Below are 18966 nucleotides of genomic sequence, written 5' to 3'. Positions count from 1 at the left end.
AATGCTCTGTTTTTTGTATTCGTTAATGACCGCTTTCCTTTTGGTCGGCTTGGATGGCTTGCTGATAGCACTCTCGGCATAGCGGTTCGTACTCTTCGGTTTCTCCCAGCAGTACTTGTTTGTCGTTCTTGACGGTACGGTGGGAGAACGAGGCAAGTTGGCCACATTTCACACAGATGGCATGTACTTTGGAAACTTCGTCTGCAATGGCACACAGTCCCGGCATAGGGCCGAATGGAATACCGCGGAAGTCCATATCCAGTCCGGCTACAATGACGCGTATACCATTGTTGGCAAGCTGGTTGCATACATCAATCAGGCCACTGTCAAAGAACTGGGCTTCGTCAATGCCCACTACATCTATCTCTGAAGTGAAGAGCAGAATGCTGGCAGACGAGTCGATGGGAGTGGAGGCTATGGAATGACTGTCATGCGATACGACATCGGCTTCGGAATAACGGGTGTCTATGGCAGGCTTGAATATCTCTACGCGTTGTTTGGCAAATTTTGCCCGTTTCAGTCTCCTTATCAGCTCTTCGGTTTTGCCGGAGAACATGGAACCGCAAATGACCTCAATTCTTCCCCTGCGTTTGGTTTCCTGTATATGATCTTCTGAAAATAATACCATGTTTTCGAGTGTTATATTTAAGCGCAAAAGTAACACTTTTGTTTGCTTTCCGATATTTTTTCATTATTTATTTCTACATTTGTAGCGTTAACACGGACTGTGTAAAGGATATGCAAACCCTATTAAACGACATAGAATTAGATATTCAGGAATTGAAATGTTTGATGCAGGCCATTTCAAGTGATGCCAATCCGACATTGAAGATTGTGGCAAAACGGAATATCCAGCAGATGAAGGCACGCTTGGAGGCGTTGCAAGAACTGCTTGAGGAGGCGCCAACGGCTGTTGTGTCGCCCCTGGAGGAACCCCCTGCTGTTACTACTCCTTTGACCGAATCGGTTTCTCCGGTCGAATCGGTTATTCCTGATACAGTGAAGATGGTATGTGAGGAACCGGAAACAGTTCCTATTTTGGCAGAACGCATCAAGCCTGCCAAGGATTTGAAACATGCCATCAGTCTGAACGATTCATTCCGTTTTGTCCGCGAACTGTTCGCAGGCGATGCTGCACGGATGAATGAAGTGGTACGACGTTTGGGTGAGGCTCCTTCTTTGGACAAGGCTATGGATATTTTTGCTTCGGAAGTGCACCCGGATGAAGAAAATGAAGCCGCCGTCGATTTTATGGAACTCCTCAAAAAATATTTCAGCTAAACAACCGATAAGTATGGGAAAACTTTATGTAGTGCCTACCCCGGTAGGAAATTTGGAAGATATGACATTCCGTGCTATCCGGATTCTGAAAGAAGTGGATTTGATACTTGCTGAGGATACACGTACCTCCGGCATATTGCTGAAACACTTCGAAATAAAGAATGCGATGCAATCTCACCATAAATTTAATGAACATAAAACGGTTGAAAGTGTTGTTAATAGAATAAAGGGGGGAGAAACTGTAGCTTTGATTTCGGATGCAGGTACGCCGGGTATATCCGACCCGGGCTTTCTGGTAGTCAGAGAGTGTGTGCGTAACGGCATCGAAGTGCAATGCCTGCCGGGAGCGACAGCTTTTGTACCGGCATTGGTGGCTTCCGGACTGCCGAATGAGAAGTTCTGTTTTGAAGGTTTCCTTCCACAGAAGAAAGGAAGGATGACCCGTCTGAAGGCATTGGCCGAGGAGTGTCGTACCATGGTGTTCTATGAGTCTCCCCACAGATTGGTAAAAGCTTTGACGCAGTTTGCCGAACATTTCGGTGCCGAACGTCAGGCTTCTGTTTCGCGGGAAATCTCAAAGATGCACGAAGAAACGGTGCGTGGAACGCTTACAGAATTGATTGAACATTTCACGGCGAACGAACCGCGCGGTGAAATTGTGATTGTAGTAACAGGAATAGACGATTAAATAACTTCATTAACCAAACGTAAAACGAAAGCGTATGAAAAAGTTAGCAGTTTTAATTGTATGCGCGGCTGTAATGGCTTCGTGTGACAGCTTCTCTGGTGGCAGTAAGAACCAGCTGAAAGCTGAAAATGATTCTTTATTGATGGAACTGACTCAGCGTAATGCTGAATTGGACGAGATGATGGGCACTTTCAATGATATTTCAGAGGGATTCCGCCAGATTAATGCAGCAGAGAGCCGTGTGGATTTGCAGCGTGGTGCTGTGGCAGAAGGCTCTTTGAATGCCAAGCAGCAGATTGCGTCGGACATTGAATTTATCCGTAAACAGATGGAAGAGAACAAGGAGCAGATTGCCAAATTACAGTCCATGCTGAAGAATAGTAAGAATAACTCTGCCCAGTTGAAGAGGGCTGTGGAGTCCCTGACTCAGGAGTTGGTGGCAAAGACCCAGCGTATCGAGGAATTGCAGGCTGAGCTGGCTTCCAAGAATATCCGTATCCAGGAACTGGATGCTGCCGTAACCGGTTTGTCTACTGAGAAAGAAGAATTGACTGCCGAAAATGAGGCGAAGGCTCAAACCGTTGCCGAACAAGATAAGGCACTCAATACGGCTTGGTTTGTATTTGGTACGAAGAAAGAGTTGAAGGACCAGAAGATATTGACAAATACCGGACTTTTCAAAAAAGGCCAGGTGCTGAAAGATTCTGATATCAACAAGGACTACTTTACACAAGTGGATATCCGTACGACAAAAGAGATTAAACTATACTCTAAAGATGCTGATATCTTGACTACTCATCCCGCTGGTTCTTATGCGTTGGAGAAAGATGATAAAGGACAGCTGACTTTGAAGATTACAAATCCGAAAGACTTCTGGAGTGTGTCCAAGTATTTGGTAATCCAGGTAAAATAACACTGTTATAGACTGATACAGAACGGACGCAGGTTATTGGAATTGATAATCTGCGTCTATTTTTATATATCCCTTTCCTTTAAATTATGGCATCCCAATATAAGAACCTATTTTTTGACCTGGACGATACGCTTTGGGCATTTTCCCTTAATGCACGCGATACATTCGAAGAGATGTATCACAAGTATGATTATGACCGTTTCTTTCGTTCTTTCCAGCATTTCTATACGCTTTATCAGCATCGTAATGTAGAGCTGTGGGAAGAATACGGCAGAGGGCAGGTCAGTAAGGAAGAGTTGAACCGCCAGCGTTTTCTATATCCTCTGGAGGCAGTAGGGGCGGGGGATGCTGCTTTGGCCGAGGCTTTTTCTGATGATTTCTTTTCGGTCATTCCCACAAAAAGTCGGCTGATGCCGCATGCGTATGAGGTACTGGAATATTTGGCGGGGAAATATAACCTCTATATCCTTTCCAACGGCTTCCAAGAGCTGCAATGTCATAAGATGCGTTCGGCAGGCATTGACCACTTTTTTAAGAAGATTGTTCTCTCTGATGACATCGGTATCTTGAAGCCCTGGCCCGAAATTTTTCATTTTGCCCTTTCTGCCACACAATCCGAGGTGCGTGATTCTTTGATGATAGGCGATAGTTGGGAGAATGATGTGGCAGGAGCCAAAGGAGTGGGTATGCACCAAGTGTTTTATAATGTAACGGGGAAGGAAGAACTGCCTTTCCAACCGACTTATCATATCAGTAATCTGAAAGAATTGATGCAGATTCTGTGACATTGAAATTTTTAGTTGTACTTTTGTCTACAGAAACGTATATTATACAGCTATGGACACAATCTTACCTTTCGCTTTACTTTGTTTTACCTCCTTCTTTACGTTGACAAACCCTCTTGGCACCATGCCGGTGTTTTTGACCATGACGCATGGAATGACGGACCGTGAACGGCAGTCGGTAGTATCGCGCGCCACTCTGGTTGCCTTTATTACGATTATGGTTTTTACGTTTACGGGACAGTTTCTCTTTAAATTCTTCGGTATCTCTACCAATGGCTTCCGTATTGCCGGTGGAGTTATTATCTTTAAGATTGGCTTCGATATGCTGCAAGCCCGTTATACCCCAATGAAGCTGAAAGACGAGGAAATCAAGACTTATGCCGATGATATTTCCATTACTCCTCTTGGAATTCCGATGCTTTGTGGTCCCGGTGCCATAGCCAATGCCATTGTGCTGATGCAGGATGCCCACACCATTCAGATGAAAGGAGTTCTTATAGGAATGATTGCCTTTATTTATCTGATTACCTTTTTCATATTGCGTGCTTCCACGCGGTTGGTCAAAATTTTGGGTGAGACGGGAAACAATGTGATGATGCGCCTAATGGGACTTATCCTGATGGTTATTGCCGTTGAGTGTTTTGTCAGCGGAGTGAAACCTATATTGGTGGATATATTGAAAGAAGGAGGCATACCATCACTGGCACACCTCCTCTAAACACTTTATTTATAAAAACACATTGGGAAAATTCCCAAGTTTCTTTAGGCTACTATTGATTAATAGCCTGGATTTTGTTCTATGTTCGGATTGGCATTGATTTCACCGACGGGAATCAACGGGAGCGCTTTCTTGGAGTCGCGGTTGAATGTACGCGCTTCTTCGCTCAATACGTCGTGCCATCCTCTGTCATTAACGTCCGTGTAGCGTGTAACGGTTTCACCTCGGCGCATAACATCGAAGTAGCGCTGTCCTTCACCTACAAGTTCCTTGCGGCGTTCGATGTAGATGCGGTCTAATGTGATGTTTCCGCTGGTTACTTGTTTGCTTTCATCCGTTGTGCGGTTGGAGATGATATCGTTCAGCAAGTTGGCAGCCTTGTTCTTGTCTCCGGCTTGGAAAGCTGCTTCTGCTGCTGACAAGTAAACTTCTGACAAGCGCAGCAATGGGACATTGGAGTAACGTACATCTCCGTTTACAGCAGGCATTTTGTTGATGTAAACTTTACGTTTGTCAAATCCTCCTGCTGCCGCTGCCAATAATATGTCGTTACGGATGTCTGCCGGGTCGGATGTAAGCATGTCAGAGAAGTCTTTTGTGACAATTACATCTCCATATCCGGGAGAAGCGCCAGCCTTGTCGGCATATAAATAGGCAATACCTTCACGGTCTGTCCAGTCAGTATTGTTGTTGATGGAAATCTCGAACATGATTTCTTTTGAATGATTGGCATCACTTTTGCTCCATGCAGCAACATATTCTGACGGTTCCCAAAGTTTGTAAGACGAGTTTGATATGATGTCTTCAGCTACGGATAAAGCCTTGCTCCATTCGCCTTTTGTCATATATACACGTACCTGCAAGGCTTTGGCAGCCCAAAGGTTGACATAACCCACTTCATTGGTTTTGGGCAGTGCATTTGAGTTGATTGCATCTGTCAAATCCTTTTCAATAGCCTCATAACATTGGGCTACCGTGCTGCGGCTTGGCTTTTCTGTCGATTCCAGCGGGGAGGTAGCGATGGGCACACCGGGTGAGCTGCCTTGATCTACCGTATAAGGTTTACCGTAGATACGTGTAAGGTCAAACAGTGCCATGGCGCGCAGAACTTTTGCTTCTGCATCATATTGGTCAATAGTGGCTTTTGCCTCTGCCGCGTCGGTCAGGTTGCCACTTTCTGCTGCCTGAATCAGACGGTTGGCGCGTGCTATGACTACATAAGGCATCTGCCATACGGCTGTTGAGGTGGTGAAATTGTCGGCAGTTGTATATTCCATATAGTAGTAGAAGTTTGCTCTTCCACTTCCACCGTTATATTCATATTGGATATCTTCCCCTCTCATGTCACCGTATACGAACATGAGGCGTCCATAATAATTAATCAGGCTACTGTTACCTTTAACGGCAGCATAAAGTCCCGTCCGCACATTGGCCAAATCATCGCTGTTCTTGATTGCGGTTTCAGCATCTATTCCGTCTGCGGGTGACTGATCCAGCCAACTGTTGAGGCATGATGAAGTGCTGACTGCCATAGCTGCGCAAAGCGTTGCTGTGTATAATGTCTTTAATATTTTCATTTTCGTATCTTTATTAGTTAGAAATTCAATTCTATTCCGAATGTATATGTTCTCAATGCCGGAGTCTCAAATGTGCATAGTCCGTCTACACGCATTTCCGGATCTACAAATAAGTCTTTAGATTTCCATGTAAGCAGGTTGGACCCCGAGAAGTAAATTCTTGCCTTGCTAAGTCCAAGCTTGTTGATATAGTTTTGCGGAATGCTTACACCTAATGTGAGGTTCTTCAGACGTAGATAATCAGTAGGCATCAGCCAGCGTGAAGACAGTGAAGCTACGCTTCCATATTCAAATTTAGGCAATGTGGCATTCGTGTCGCCCGGGCCGGTCCACATCTTTGAGATGTCGTAGTATGTCGGTACGGCACCACCGTATAGATGTGAACCGCCATTGGAGTGCTGCCAAGTGGAGTAGTCAAAAGCATCACCACCCAATGAATAAGTGAAAGTGAAGCCCAAGTCGATAAACTTCCATTTGAGGTTGTTGGTAAGACCGCCTTCTATACTAGCCTGATGCTTGCCTACAATAGTTTTGTTGGCTTCAGAGATATTTGTAGTTGTCTTGCGGGCATTCTCTGTTCCGTCATTCAGATAGAACATTTCTTTACCGGTCTCTGCGTCGACTCCGGCGTATTCATAAACATAGTATGAATAGTAAGGTTCGCCTACACGGTGAATCAGCGGTCCTGATACGATTTCATTCTGCTGGCCATCCAATTTGGTCAGTTTGTTGCTGTTGTGTGCCATGTTCAGAGAAGTGGTCCACGTGAAATCCTTGTTTCTGAAATTGGTTGATGTAATGGTCAACTCAAAACCGGAGTTCTTCAGTGAACCGATGTTTTGCGGGGTGGTATACCCATAATTGCCATCATAATATCCGCCGACTTGTGATACGGGGAGGTCATATATAAGGTCGCTGGTTTTACGCTGATAGTAGTCGAATGTTACAGAGATACGGTCGATGAATGAAAGGTCGAGACCGATATTCCATGTTTTGTTCTTTTCCCATTTCAGGTCCGGGTTTGCAATTCCGACGATGGACATTCCTGACTGTCCATTGTATATGATTCCGTATTTATAAAGATTCATATAAGCGTAATAGTCTGATGGTTGCGTTCCGTTTACACCGTATGACACACGGAGCTTTCCATCTGTCAATACACTCTTGACAGGATTCAGGAAACTTTCGTCTATGAATCTCCATGCTCCGGAAACCGACCAGAAACTTCCCCAACGGTTTTCTCTTGCCAGACGTGAACTTCCGTCGGTACGATAGCTGAGACCGAGATAATATCTGTCTGCGTAGTTATAATTGGCACGTCCGAGGAACGAAGTCATGCGATAGCTCTGTCTGTTGGTTTCGGCACTTGTTGAACCGGCATTTGTCAATTCGTACAAATCACCCGGATAGTCTTGGCCTGCCATGTAGTTGAAAGCATATTCCGTATCTTGTGTTTCAAAACCAAGCAGGGCGTCAATATTGTGCAGACCGAAAGAGTTGATGTAAGAGAGCTGGGTTTGTGTATTCAGCTGGTCATTACGATTGACGATACGCTGCATGACACCACCGGGGGCACCATTGTTTGAGTGTCTGTCCCAAAGAACGTCATTGGTTCCTTGTGCGTAATCATAAGCAATCTTTTCACTTAAATTCAACTTGTCCCAAATATTGTAGGTCAACTTGATTGTATTGAATGCCTTCATCAGGGTATAAACGTCAGAGCTGTGTTCTCTTTCATACAAAGGATTGACTCCAAATACGCCGCAACCATTGTTTAATGTGCCGTCTTCATTATAAGGGGTTGATGAGGGGCTTTGGAAGAATGCGTAATTGGCCACAGGTCCATCATAGGAGGTAGCTTCATTAGTTTTGTTTTGTCTTACTTTTGAGAATTGGCTTGTAACCTGAACTTCAAAGTCTCCAAACTTATGAGTGAGGTTTGCATTACCAGTGAAACGTTCCAGACCTTGTTTGTAAATGATACCTTCCTGATTGGTATAAGCAGCTGAGGTGTAGAACTTGGTACGGTCGTTACCGCCAGATACGCTCAACTGGTAGTTCTGATGAGAACCGTTACGGAAAAGCAGGTCTTTCCAATCCGTCCATCCGGTTGAGGGTTTTGAAGCAAAGTCCTCGATGTTCTGGTCTGCAAAAGTTGCGGCATCTGCATCGGACATGTTTCCGGTGTATAACCCGTAATTCTTGAGACCGGTCCATAAGAGTTCGCGGCGCGAGTCACCGTCGAGCATAGGACGATAATCTATTGCCATGTTTGAGAAACCCCAGTCGGAACGGAAACTTACATTTGTTTTGCCTTGTTTTCCGCTTTTCGTCGTAATGACCACAACACCGTTAGCAGCACGCGAGCCGTAAAGAGAGGCAGCAGCCGCATCTTTGATAACTGTGATAGACTCGATGTCATTGGTATTGAGTGAAGACAAAATATCAGTTCCTGCATCACTATAAGTGAACTCGGATAAGTCTCCACTTGTGACCGGTGTTCCGTCAATAACATAAAGCGGATTGTTTCCGGCATTGATGGAACCCATACCACGTACACGGATACTGCTTACAGAACCTGGATTACTTGAACTTGAGCCAAAAGTAACACCAGCGACATTACCAGAAAGTTTGTCGGCAACAGAAAGAACAGGTACATCTTCCAAGGTGGAAGTGTTTACAGTAGAAGCAGCTCCAGTAAATGATGCTTTTTTAAATGTACCGTAACCGGTAACCACAACCTCTTCAAGCAGCTCAGAATCGGATTTCAAAATTACCTTTACATGAGGTTTAATCGTTACTTCTTGGGTTTGCATACCAACAAACGAAATCACCAGAGTTTTCGCGGAACTACAATAAGTGTATATTGCTAAAAAACAATTGTTTACGTTTGCTATAGAACAGAGTTTATTCTATTGTATATTATCTATAAAGGTATATGGCAAAGGGAGGTAAGTGGCTCGAAGTACCCATTTCATACCGTTTTGAATAATTAAAAGCTGATAATGAGCGCGTTATTGTAACATTTCATTCTACTCTTTTAATTGGTGATGTACTAATTAACCCAATAAATGTTTTTTATTCAAGAATAACGATAGATTATATAGAGGAATTTATCTTGAAAGATAAATTTTATCCATAAAAGTTCCAAAATATTTTTTTGTTGAGAAATATTTGCTTTACATATGTTATTTATAATTGATGAATATATAATATATACGGCAAGATTCAATTATAATTGAAATATTTTATATCTTTGTATATAAACTAAATCATGTTTGAATATGAAAAATTATATCTCCCGCCCTTTATACATAAGGAGAATTGAACCGTTTATTGATAAAAGTATAATAAAAGTAATAACCGGCCAACGTAGGATAGGTAAAAGCTACATTCTTTTGCAGATATCAGATATCATAAAGAAAAACATACCGGAAGCCAATATCATTTTTGTAGATAAAGAGCAACTTGCCTTCACGGAAATTAGGAACTACATGGATCTTTATCAATATGTTTTAAAGAAGGTTACTGGGCATAATCATAACTATCTTTTTGTAGATGAAATCCAAGAGATTGAAGAATTCCAATTGTGTCTGCGGAGTTTATTGAACGAAAATAAATGCGATATCTATTGCACCGGAAGTAATGCTAAAATGCTGTCCAGTGAACTTGCTACTCAATTGGCAGGAAGATATATAGAATTTCCCATTCATTCACTTAGCTACGGGGAATTCTTAACTTTCAATCAATGTCAAGATTCCACCGAAAGTTTAAAACTCTATCTTACATTCGGAGGTATGCCATACATTCATAATCTAACAATGGACAAGAATGTCATATTCGAGTATTTGAGAAATGTTTACTCTACTATCCTACTAAAAGATGTGGTTGCCCGTGAATCAATCCGGAATGTATCTTTTTTGGAGAATCTCGTAGCTTATCTGATAGATAATACCGGTTCTCTTTTTTCTGCCCAGAATATTAGTAAATATTTAAAGTCGCAACACGTCAACATTCCTACGCAGACAATTCTGAACTATCTAAAGGCACTGTGCAATAGTTTCTTTATTTACAAAATTCAACGAGCTGAAATCCAAGGGATGAAAATCTTTGAGATTGGTGAGAAATATTATTTTGAAGATTTAGGATTACATAATTCCATACAGCATTTCGATTTTCGAAAAGACATCAACAAGTTAATGGAAAATGTAGTATGCATTGATTTGTTAAGATATGGATATGAAGTATATGTCGGAAAGAGTGGTAATAAAGAAATTGATTTCATTGCTTCCAAAGACGACCATAAAATCTATATTCAAGTAGCGTATATGCTTCCCGACGATGCAACTGTTAGGCGAGAATTTGGCAATCTTTTGGAAATAGCAGACAATTACCCTAAATATGTGGTAACAATGGATGAAATGCAAAGCGGGGGAAATTACAAAGGAATTAAACAGATTTCACTGCGAAACTTTTTGTTGGCAGAGGATAAAGAAAAACTGTAAATTAACGATTCAATCTCTACGAATCAATATTTAAAGTAAAAAGCCGGCCCTTTGTGTGAACCGGCTTTTCTTATGTAATTTTTTTAATTTTCAAATTACTCTGTCTCCAAAGAGTTAAGGTATGCTTCCGCACTCAAGTAGAGATAAGACGGGTTGGTACAAGGATATGCACCACCGTCTTGATAGTCAGCCATACTTACGTACAACGAATTGGCTGGGAAGGTAATACTACCGGCCTTTTCATTATAAACTCCCAAAGGATAAGAATTTATATTAGTAGATAGGTTGCCATATACAGAACCACCGCTGAACATACCATATCCCCAATCCATACCATATTGAACCGGTTTCAAAGAAGCACCTTCTTTAGTCACATCAATTACGAAAGTATATTCACCTGGAACTATATCAGCCTCTTCATTAAAGGGATAACCGTTGAAACCGCCAACCTCATCTTGTGCAGTCGCAACTTTGGCAAACGGGCTGTCAAAGCGGAAACGTGTACTGGTAGCAGTTGTAGTCTTTTCAATTTCCACAGCCATCGGAACAGACGGATCTACTTTAAAGAAATTGGAAACCGTACCATCCAAATAGTATCCGGTACCGATAGATTCCCACTTTAAAATAGCAAAATTCACTGATATCTCATGGTATCCAGAGGAATAGTTACTGACATCATTGCCACTCAAAGCCAGCTGTAGATTATAAGTGATACCCTCAGCAGCTGACGGTGCTTCAACAGTCAACTTGGCTGTTTTCTCTCCAGCAGCGAATGATACAGTAGAAGGGCATACAAATATATTCTTTTCATTATTTATCACAGTAACATCAACCGTACCGGCAGCATCTGTCAAGGCGCGTGTCAAGGTTAAATCAAAAGAGGTTATTCCCGGCTCAACTTCCACTGTTTGGGTGTAATTGCCCGCAAAGCAGATACCTTGGTTACCGTCTTCCAGTTCACCCAGAGTATAACTTTCTGCATCAGGATCGCAAGACGTAGCTATCAGTGCGATGACAAACAGACTAAGGATCTTATTTATATATTTCATATTCCATATTTTTAATAGTTAACATATACTTTATTCTACATCCGGTATTGGTGTAGGTGCCGAAACCAACGGATTGTTCTCCAATAATGGATTATATTGTACTTCCTTATTAGGAATACTGTAAATCTGGACCGGATCACCTGCTGTAATATTAAATACGGCAGTAGCCGGGAAGCCGCAGCCTAAACGGTTGACTCCCTTGTTCAGACGCATAATGTCAAAATATGCCATACCTTCTCCCCAGAATTCAAGGCGACGTTGTTGCCAAACAGCTTCTTGCACAGCTTCCGGTGTAGTAGCTGTACACTGATAAGACGGGTCACGATATGCAGTAACAAACGAGTTAAGGGTGGATACACCGCCACTGACATTACCGCTCATAGCTTGTGCCTCAGCCTTGATAAGATACATCTCCTCAACACGCATCAATATTATATCCGTAGCATTGTTGTCAGTTCCCCATTGGTCATTCAGCACCCCATACTTCACTTGTGTATAGGCAGGTGCCTTTTTCCCGGTAATATATGTTTGGGCTGCAGCAGGCAAATTGGCAGATACACCTTCACCATTCAGGAACCATCCCTTGCGGACATCACTGGCAGGAATCTCATTATAGAGTTTCGGACTGATTCTACGCCATCCGCCTACAGAAGCATAACCATAATTCAAAGACCCCATGTGTGAAGGGAAGTTACAAATACCGGTTGTACTTACACGGTCCTGTTCTGTAATCAGGATACCCCACATCCATGAATTGTCTTCGATATTAATGAATGAAGGCTTGCTTACATCAGCACGGGAGTATGGAGTGGCAGTAGTCTTGGCCAGTGCGGCTTCCGCATCCTTTAAAGCTTCTGCATAGTTGTGCATTGCCAAGTAGACACGCGCACGGATACCGTAAGCGACATCCAAGCTGACATAGCGCTTGTCAGCACGTTCTTTTGTAGTGGCTGTCAGCAACTCAATAGCTTTATTCAGGTCTGCCAAGATAAAATCATAAGTTTCCTGCACCGTAGAACGGGCGCAGCCATTGGCTGCAACTTCTGTTGCATTCTGCTCTGTAATCAAAGGCATACCCATAGCGCTCTCATGTCCTTTGTAATTGAACTGATACAACTGTATCAACGTAAAATAGTCAAAAGCACGGACAGCTAATGCCTGCGCCAGATAATATTGTAACGTAGGATCTTCAGTTTCGTTATCTACAGTACCGATTACGTTATTGGCTGTAAAAATCTGATTGTACAATGTACCCCAGAATTCAATGGTAGCTGTACTTGTATTCAAGCAGTCACTGTAATCGGCTGAATTGGAATACCAGTTATATCTGCCACCATGTCCGTACCTCTTGATTCCGTGGCCAGCATAATGGTCGGATAACCTATATCACTATGCACATTGTCATCTTCTGTGTAGATTTTGGCATATTGGGTGAAATTTGCAGCCACAGCTGCTACGCTGGCTTCCAATCTGGAAGGATCAGATTCAACAACTTCTTCCTTTTGGTCAGATGTAATAGTCGAACTCAGCGGTTCTGTATCCAGATCTGTACATCCAGCTACCATCAAACCGAGCATAACATACGGTGTTATCTTATATAATTTCTTCATATTTTTTCTGTATTTTATTATTGAACTATTATCAGAATGTTACTTTCAAACCGCCGGAAATAGTACGTATAGGCGTATATCTATCTGTAGAAGCTGTTGTGTAGCTCATACGTGGATCAAGCCCTTTACGGGCAGAGAAAAGAGCCACATTGTCAGCCGCACCGTAAATACGCAAGCTTCCAATACCCAGACTTCTCAACCATCTCTTAGGTAAAGTATAGCCCAGGGTGATGTTATTGATAGAGAAATAATCAGAACTTGTCAACCAACGGTCTGATGAAGAGTTGGTGTATTTATCAATGGCATCTACACGCGGAATATTGGTATTTCTATTCTCTGGTGTCCATGCATTCAAGATATCCTTGTGCCAGTTATATCCCATGTAGTGGGAGTCACCGCCATGCATGAAAGCTTGATAGCCACTATCATAAATCGTACCACCCAACTGATAAGCACACTGGATGGAGAAATCAAAGCCACGGAACTCCAATGTTGTACCGACACCGCCATAGATAGTAGGCAACAGGTCACCGGAAGCTTGTCTATTGGAATTGTAGGCAGCAGACCAATCTTTATCCTTATACTCTACACCGTTTTCGTCCTTTGCCCAATACAGAGCTTCGCCGGAATCAGGATCTACCCCTGCATATTTTGTCAAATACATCTGGTACAAAGATTCACCTTCACGATAAATATAGGAACCATCAATCATCTCTCCTTTCAAATCCGGATGCAGCTCAAGAATCTTATTTTTCATCAATGTTCCATTCCAATTGATCACCCACTTTAAATCATTAGTTTCAATAGGAGTATAGTTCAATTCAATTTCCACACCGGAGTTGCGTACCGAACCGATATTCATAGGAAGTTGGGTATAACCGTTAGACATCGCTACCGGTTTATAATACAACATATCCTTAGTCTGGCGGTTGAAGTATTCGATTGTACCGTCAATACGTCCTCCCAAAAGAGCGAAATCCACACCTACATTGAATGAATTGGATGTTTCCCAAGTGATATCTTTGCTCCCCTTGTAGTAGAGCACACCATCAGAGAATACACCGTCAGACCCGCTAACCGTGAACTGATCCAGATACGGATAGTAGTTTGTATATCCCTTATAATAGAGGTTGTCATTACCCTGCTGACCGAAAGAAGCCTTCAGCTTCAGCATGTTGATCCAATCGTATTGACTGATAAAGTTTTCTTTTGCCATATCCCATGCTGCACTCACACTCCAGAAGTTACCCCAACGGTTATCCGGATGGAAGCGTGAAGAAGCATCACGACGATAAGAAACACTACCATAATATTTTTCATTGAAATCGTAGCTGGCACGTGTAATGATACCGATTGTGGCATATTCATTGTAACTGCCAGAACCATTCTTGCGGTCGATAACATTAGATGCAGTCCAGTTCTTGTCACTATACATGTTATATCCTAAAATATAGTGACTTTCCGTGTTGAAGTCCATACTTTCATAGCCGGCAAGAATATCCAAGTTATGGTTGCCGAATGTCTTTTTGTAATTCAACAGATATTGTTGGTCAAGCGAATAAACGCGTGAGGAGTATTGCATAACAGAACCGCCATAGGAAGCCGACTGACCATAATACTTGTTACCCACACTATGCTGGCGTGTGTTGTCAATATGCAAGCCCAAAGAAGCTGTCAATGACAAACCGTCAATGATATCAATCTTTGCATACCATTTCCCATTCAGAATATCCATCAGATATTTTTCAGTATCATAAAGGAAACCGCTCATAGGATTGGACATGCTCATAAAATTACGGGTGAAGTTTGTACTTGAACCATCACCATAGTCATATACATGATAGCCAGTATTGGCATTATATTGGAAACTGCCGTCTGCATTCCGTACATACATCGGATAGATTGGTGCGATAAAGTTACCAACAAAGAACGCATTACCGGAAGAAGTAGCAGCATCGGTATCCTGATCGCCCGGTGAACGGCTTGTTACATTTGAATAGCTAAGATTAACTCCGAGCTTCAACCACTTTTTAGCCTGATAATCCACGTTCATACGAGTGGAGATACGTTCGAAACCTGAATTTTCAATAATACCTTCATCATTCAAATAACTGGCAGACAGATAGTAGCTTAATTTGTCCGAACCACCAGAAACACTAAGATTATACTCTTGGCGCAAATTACTTTGGAACATCTCATCAGACCAGTTGTCCGGTGTATAATAATAGTCACCGTCACTATATCCCAGAGTTGCATAAGGGTTCAACTTGCCGTTCCGGCCAATAAGATATTGTCCATCAGGTATGGTATAAACTTGGTAGCCCAGCTTTGGAAACAAGTCTGCATTGGCCAATTGATAAGCCCGTTCTGCTGTATATCCGCTATTATATAGGTATCCGTTATACAAAGCAGAATATGCAGTCTCCATATAGGTATTTGCATTCTGCAATACATCATAGTTTTTCACTAAGCGGGAGTTGACTCCCCAACGGGCGTCTAAAGAAATCTGCGTATCACCGCTCTTACCTTTCTTTGTAGTAACCAAAATAACACCGTTTGCACCACGTGCACCATACAAGGCAGCAGCTGCGGCATCTTTCAATACGGTCATTGATTCAATATCTTGTGAATTGACAGCGGAGATATCTCCTTCATAAGGAATACCATCCACTACATACAGAGGATTGTTGCTGGCATACATAGAACCGATACCGCGAATACGAACTGTCGCACTCGTACCCGGCTGGCCATTTGTACTTTGTGTCTGCACACCAGATACAGTACCGGAAAGTGCATTCGATAAGTTGGAGACCTGACGTTTCTCCAATGTCTCAGACTTGATCACAGAGGCTGAACCTGTAAAAGCAGACTTCTTTGCTGTACCGTAAGCTACCACCATTACCTCATCAAGCATCTCAGAATCGGAACGCATGAATACTTTTATATTCGGCTTAATATCAACCTCTTGAGTCTGCATACCAATGTATGAAATCACCAGAGTTTTCGCGGAACTACAATATGTCTATATTGTTGATAATAAGCAATACAAAATAAACATATACTTACTTCTTGAGTTTTCATACCGATGTACGAAATCACCAGAGTTTTCGCGGAACTACAATGTGTATAATATATTGATAATAAAGAATATACAATAAGTCAAAGAATTGGCTAAAACAAGGAATACTCTTTTCAAAGCTGTCCTATATGGGTCTACAATAAACAAAACCTTACTTATGTGATACCATTAATAAATGTAATATTTTGATTAATAGCTGTTTGAGTATCAATTAATGTACTACGGTTGTAAAATTAGTATTCCTCTTTTTAAAAGAATGGGTAATTATGTCAATATCTATTATTTGTTTATTTTTCGTTGAATATTTACTTGTATTACTTATTTCATCCATAAGAATATTGCATTTCATGTAAATACTATTTCAAATTACAGAATAACCATTCCCATTTCAGATAGAGATAAATATTAGTTTATTCCTATTTCAAATATAGGAAATCTGTGTTTGCTGTATAAAAAACTAATGAACTTATGAGATCATTTCTAAAGGAGCTTAATAAATTACTTTATAGTTTCTTGTGTAAAAGTTCAAGGAGAAATTCATTTTATACAAATTATCGTCTCTAATTGGTATTATCGTAATGTGCATTACGATAATAGTGGACTTGATGTAAAATGATAAGGTGTATTATGAAATTCTATAGTCGAAAAAAGAATTGGCAGTTTTAAAGAATATAGCAGAACAGTCTCAAGAAGAATCGTAAATGACGGTTTTAGGCGTATCGATAAGACCTCACTTTTATTGAAGCCAACGGATGGAAGACCGGCATTGTATTTTTTCATTTTACGAATTGGTAAAAATTGAACACAATAATGAACGGATAGATTGGGGAATATTGAAGAAAAAAGGAGAATATTTTCTCACAATCAACAAAGAATGGGAAAACTGCTCTGTTTCTTATAAAGGGCTTTTTTTGGAAGATATGTAATCTTGAAATAACACTTCCCCTGAAGTCTTTTGTAGGATTAAGAGAAGAAAAGCCACCCATTTCACAATGAGTGGCTTCTCAAAAACACTTTATTATGAAATTCCGGTATGTTCAACCGGATGAATCATCATAGTTGTCGCATTATTATTGTTGGGGTAATGCAGCTTGATTAGTCTGCACAGATAGCGCTTCTGTGTTATTTTTCCGTATAACATGTCCTTTGAGGTATTAATTCTGGTCGCTCGGAGAAAGCTGAGAATTATTCTCTATTTCAGAGAGAGGTAATTGGTAAAGGAACGGCCTGTCTTCTTGGTTATAACGGAACTTACCGGCAGAGAAGTGATTATTATTTTCTGCGCCCCAAGTTTCATCTGTACGATCTACAGGAATATTCAAACGACGATTATCAATATATTCCAAACCTTCACCCCAGAACTCTACACGTTTCTGATAAATGATTTCCTCTATCAGGTCAGCCTTATTCGTGAAAGTGTAATTATAATCGGGCTGGCGAGTCTTCATAAAGCTATTCAGTTCAGTCACTGCTTCTGCAGAACCCTTGTGAGCCAAAGCTTCCATTTTTATCATGTAAGCTTCTTCTGAACGCAGGTAAATATAATCTCCCAGTTCCCATCCGCTGAACACACCGGCCTTGATGTTATCACGACCTGTACCGATAAATTTTACAGCTTGGTATTCCACGGCAACTGGAGACTGAGTGTCACGAATCAATGTTATACGATTACCGGAAGCATCTGTTACACCTGTAGAACGGTCGCAGCAGAACCATTGCAGACGGATATCAGTATCCGCGATACGGTCTACTAATGGCTTAAAGGCAGCGCGCCATACACCGATGCCGGCATACCCATCACCATAAGTATCCATCTGCGAGAAGAAAGACATATAAGTCGTACTATTGTCTGCTGTAATATCACATCCGAATACTACATCCGGTAAGCTGATATTACTGAATCCCTGGAGTATCTGGTCTTCACTCTGCAATATGGGGAAATTATCAATCACCACTTGCGCATACTTTATCGCCTCATCCCATTCATGGATAACCATATTTGCACGAGCCAAATGCATAGCTACCACGCAGCCATCCATATCAGTGGGTGAGGAAGTACGCGTCATATCCAAATTCTTGAACAAATCGAAAGCAGTAGTAAGGTCACTCTTGATTTGTTCATAGATTTGGGCTACAGTAGCACGTGGCTGGTCACCTTCCGTATCCTCTGTAATAAGCGGTACACACGGAGACTGGGAGAAGTCATATTTCTCTCCACGGCCCCATTTCGTTCCATCCGCACCGGTATAGTAGGAATGCTGATATAAGTAAGTCAGTTGTAAGTAGGCATAGCCACGGAAACCAAGGGCAATGGCACGATATTTCAAATTGGCGGGATCTTCACTGCTGGGGTCAATCAGCTTGAGGATATTGTTGGCATTGGCTATGACGCGATAGTACTCTTTCCAACGGTTGTTGGTCGGAGTATAGTTCTGTTGCCAGTAATCCAGCAAATAATGATACATACTCATGGCGAAACGTCCGGTCATAATCATATCGTTGCCCATCAGCGATGTTAAGTAATCAAAACTCTTTTGACCGAAATAGTTGTGACTCATATTGACGTCAACATACTGTTGCATATCAGTATACATACCTGCCACAGCAGCTGAAAAAGCCTTATCAGGATCTTCCTGAGCCACATTGCCCAGTTGGTCTTCAGTCAAATAAGCGGTAACATCAGCATCTTCAATGCAAGATGTAAGCAGGCCCCCAGCAAGAAGCACCTGCATCATATATTTCATTATCTTCATATACAATT

14 protein-coding genes are annotated in these 18966 nt (G+C 41.8%); 6 read left to right on the top strand and 8 right to left on the bottom strand.

Annotated elements, in window-relative coordinates; genetic code table 11:
- Window positions 1–22 precede the first annotated feature (22 nt).
- Window positions 23–628 carry a thymidine kinase gene (locus tag DXD65_RS07380; RefSeq protein ID WP_005828444.1) on the bottom strand — a complete coding sequence of 202 codons (606 nt, stop codon included), beginning with the start codon at window positions 626–628 and terminating at the stop codon, window positions 23–25.
- A 110-nt stretch (window positions 629–738) separates the two neighbouring features.
- Here DXD65_RS07380 and DXD65_RS07375 point away from each other — a divergent pair, with 110 nt between their 5' ends.
- The 5 genes from DXD65_RS07375 to DXD65_RS07355 all read left to right on the top strand — a co-directional run bounded on the left by DXD65_RS07375 (window position 739) and on the right by DXD65_RS07355 (window position 4385).
- Window positions 739–1281 carry a hypothetical protein gene (locus tag DXD65_RS07375; RefSeq protein WP_034523325.1) on the top strand — a complete coding sequence of 181 codons (543 nt, stop codon included), beginning with the start codon at window positions 739–741 and terminating at the stop codon, window positions 1279–1281.
- A gap of 13 nt (window positions 1282–1294) precedes the next feature.
- The gene (gene rsmI, locus DXD65_RS07370) at window positions 1295–1969 is read left to right on the top strand and encodes a 16S rRNA (cytidine(1402)-2'-O)-methyltransferase (protein WP_008665787.1); all 675 of its coding nucleotides are present in this window, start codon (window positions 1295–1297) and stop codon (window positions 1967–1969) included.
- 34 nt (window positions 1970–2003) lie between these two features.
- On the top strand, window positions 2004–2882 hold the full coding sequence (locus tag DXD65_RS07365) for a hypothetical protein (RefSeq protein WP_005835026.1): 879 nt from the start codon (window positions 2004–2006) through the stop codon (window positions 2880–2882).
- A gap of 86 nt (window positions 2883–2968) precedes the next feature.
- Window positions 2969–3667: a YjjG family noncanonical pyrimidine nucleotidase gene (locus tag DXD65_RS07360; RefSeq protein WP_117703522.1), complete on the top strand. Its 699-nt coding sequence runs from the start codon at window positions 2969–2971 to the stop codon at window positions 3665–3667.
- A gap of 52 nt (window positions 3668–3719) precedes the next feature.
- Entirely contained in the window at window positions 3720–4385 is a 666-nt protein-coding gene (locus tag DXD65_RS07355) for a MarC family protein (protein WP_117887489.1), read from the top strand.
- Window positions 4386–4444: 59 nt separating this feature from the next.
- On the opposite strand, the gene DXD65_RS07350 is transcribed toward DXD65_RS07355, so the two are convergent.
- Both DXD65_RS07350 and DXD65_RS07345 read right to left on the bottom strand, forming a co-directional pair.
- Entirely contained in the window at window positions 4445–5962 is a 1518-nt protein-coding gene (locus DXD65_RS07350) for a RagB/SusD family nutrient uptake outer membrane protein (RefSeq protein ID WP_008665784.1), read from the bottom strand.
- Window positions 5963–5979: 17 nt separating this feature from the next.
- The gene (locus DXD65_RS07345; protein ID WP_255343559.1) at window positions 5980–8829 is read right to left on the bottom strand and encodes a SusC/RagA family TonB-linked outer membrane protein; all 2850 of its coding nucleotides are present in this window, start codon (window positions 8827–8829) and stop codon (window positions 5980–5982) included.
- Between the two features lie 417 nt (window positions 8830–9246).
- Between DXD65_RS07345 and DXD65_RS07340 the strand changes: the two genes are divergently transcribed.
- On the top strand, window positions 9247–10467 hold the full coding sequence (locus DXD65_RS07340) for an ATP-binding protein (protein ID WP_008665782.1): 1221 nt from the start codon (window positions 9247–9249) through the stop codon (window positions 10465–10467).
- A gap of 95 nt (window positions 10468–10562) precedes the next feature.
- Here the strand turns inward: DXD65_RS07340 and DXD65_RS07335 are convergent, their stop codons facing one another.
- The 5 genes from DXD65_RS07335 to DXD65_RS07315 all read right to left on the bottom strand — a co-directional run bounded on the left by DXD65_RS07335 (window position 10563) and on the right by DXD65_RS07315 (window position 18958).
- On the bottom strand, window positions 10563–11516 hold the full coding sequence (locus DXD65_RS07335) for a hypothetical protein (RefSeq protein WP_022402273.1): 954 nt from the start codon (window positions 11514–11516) through the stop codon (window positions 10563–10565).
- Window positions 11517–11546: 30 nt separating this feature from the next.
- A complete protein-coding gene (locus tag DXD65_RS07330; protein ID WP_233556124.1) occupies window positions 11547–12803 on the bottom strand; it encodes a RagB/SusD family nutrient uptake outer membrane protein in 1257 nt (418 codons plus the stop codon).
- Complete coding sequence (locus DXD65_RS21220) at window positions 12800–13126, bottom strand: hypothetical protein (RefSeq protein WP_233556123.1); 327 nt, start codon at window positions 13124–13126, stop codon at window positions 12800–12802. Before DXD65_RS21220 ends, DXD65_RS07330 begins: the two co-directional genes overlap by 4 nt.
- A 31-nt stretch (window positions 13127–13157) precedes the next feature.
- Window positions 13158–16124, bottom strand: a complete 2967-nt coding sequence (locus DXD65_RS07325) for a SusC/RagA family TonB-linked outer membrane protein (protein WP_081027245.1) — start codon at window positions 16122–16124, stop codon at window positions 13158–13160.
- Between the two features lie 1235 nt (window positions 16125–17359).
- Entirely contained in the window at window positions 17360–18958 is a 1599-nt protein-coding gene (locus DXD65_RS07315; RefSeq protein WP_034533057.1) for a RagB/SusD family nutrient uptake outer membrane protein, read from the bottom strand.
- Window positions 18959–18966: the final 8 nt, after the last annotated feature.

This window comes from Bacteroides sp. 4_1_36 (assembly GCF_003466325.1).
Classification (GTDB): domain Bacteria; phylum Bacteroidota; class Bacteroidia; order Bacteroidales; family Bacteroidaceae; genus Bacteroides; species Bacteroides uniformis.
Note: the sequence above shows the minus strand (reverse complement) of the source record. Positions and strands in the feature narration are given on the sequence as shown.

Bases quoted from the DNA above. Each gene is read 5' to 3' on its own strand.
- DXD65_RS07380 (WP_005828444.1), bottom strand. From the start codon at position 628: ATGGTATTATTTTCAGAAGATCATATACAGGAAACCAAACGCAGGGGA.
- DXD65_RS07375 (WP_034523325.1), top strand. From the start codon at position 739: ATGCAAACCCTATTAAACGACATAGAATTAGATATTCAGGAATTGAAA.
- rsmI (WP_008665787.1), top strand. From the start codon at position 1,295: ATGGGAAAACTTTATGTAGTGCCTACCCCGGTAGGAAATTTGGAAGAT.
- DXD65_RS07365 (WP_005835026.1), top strand. From the start codon at position 2,004: ATGAAAAAGTTAGCAGTTTTAATTGTATGCGCGGCTGTAATGGCTTCG.
- DXD65_RS07360 (WP_117703522.1), top strand. From the start codon at position 2,969: ATGGCATCCCAATATAAGAACCTATTTTTTGACCTGGACGATACGCTT.
- DXD65_RS07355 (WP_117887489.1), top strand. From the start codon at position 3,720: ATGGACACAATCTTACCTTTCGCTTTACTTTGTTTTACCTCCTTCTTT.
- DXD65_RS07350 (WP_008665784.1), bottom strand. From the start codon at position 5,962: ATGAAAATATTAAAGACATTATACACAGCAACGCTTTGCGCAGCTATG.
- DXD65_RS07340 (WP_008665782.1), top strand. From the start codon at position 9,247: ATGAAAAATTATATCTCCCGCCCTTTATACATAAGGAGAATTGAACCG.
- DXD65_RS07335 (WP_022402273.1), bottom strand. From the start codon at position 11,516: ATGAAATATATAAATAAGATCCTTAGTCTGTTTGTCATCGCACTGATA.
- DXD65_RS21220 (WP_233556123.1), bottom strand. From the start codon at position 13,126: ATGAAGAAATTATATAAGATAACACCGTATGTTATGCTCGGTTTGATG.
- DXD65_RS07315 (WP_034533057.1), bottom strand. From the start codon at position 18,958: ATGAAGATAATGAAATATATGATGCAGGTGCTTCTTGCTGGGGGCCTG.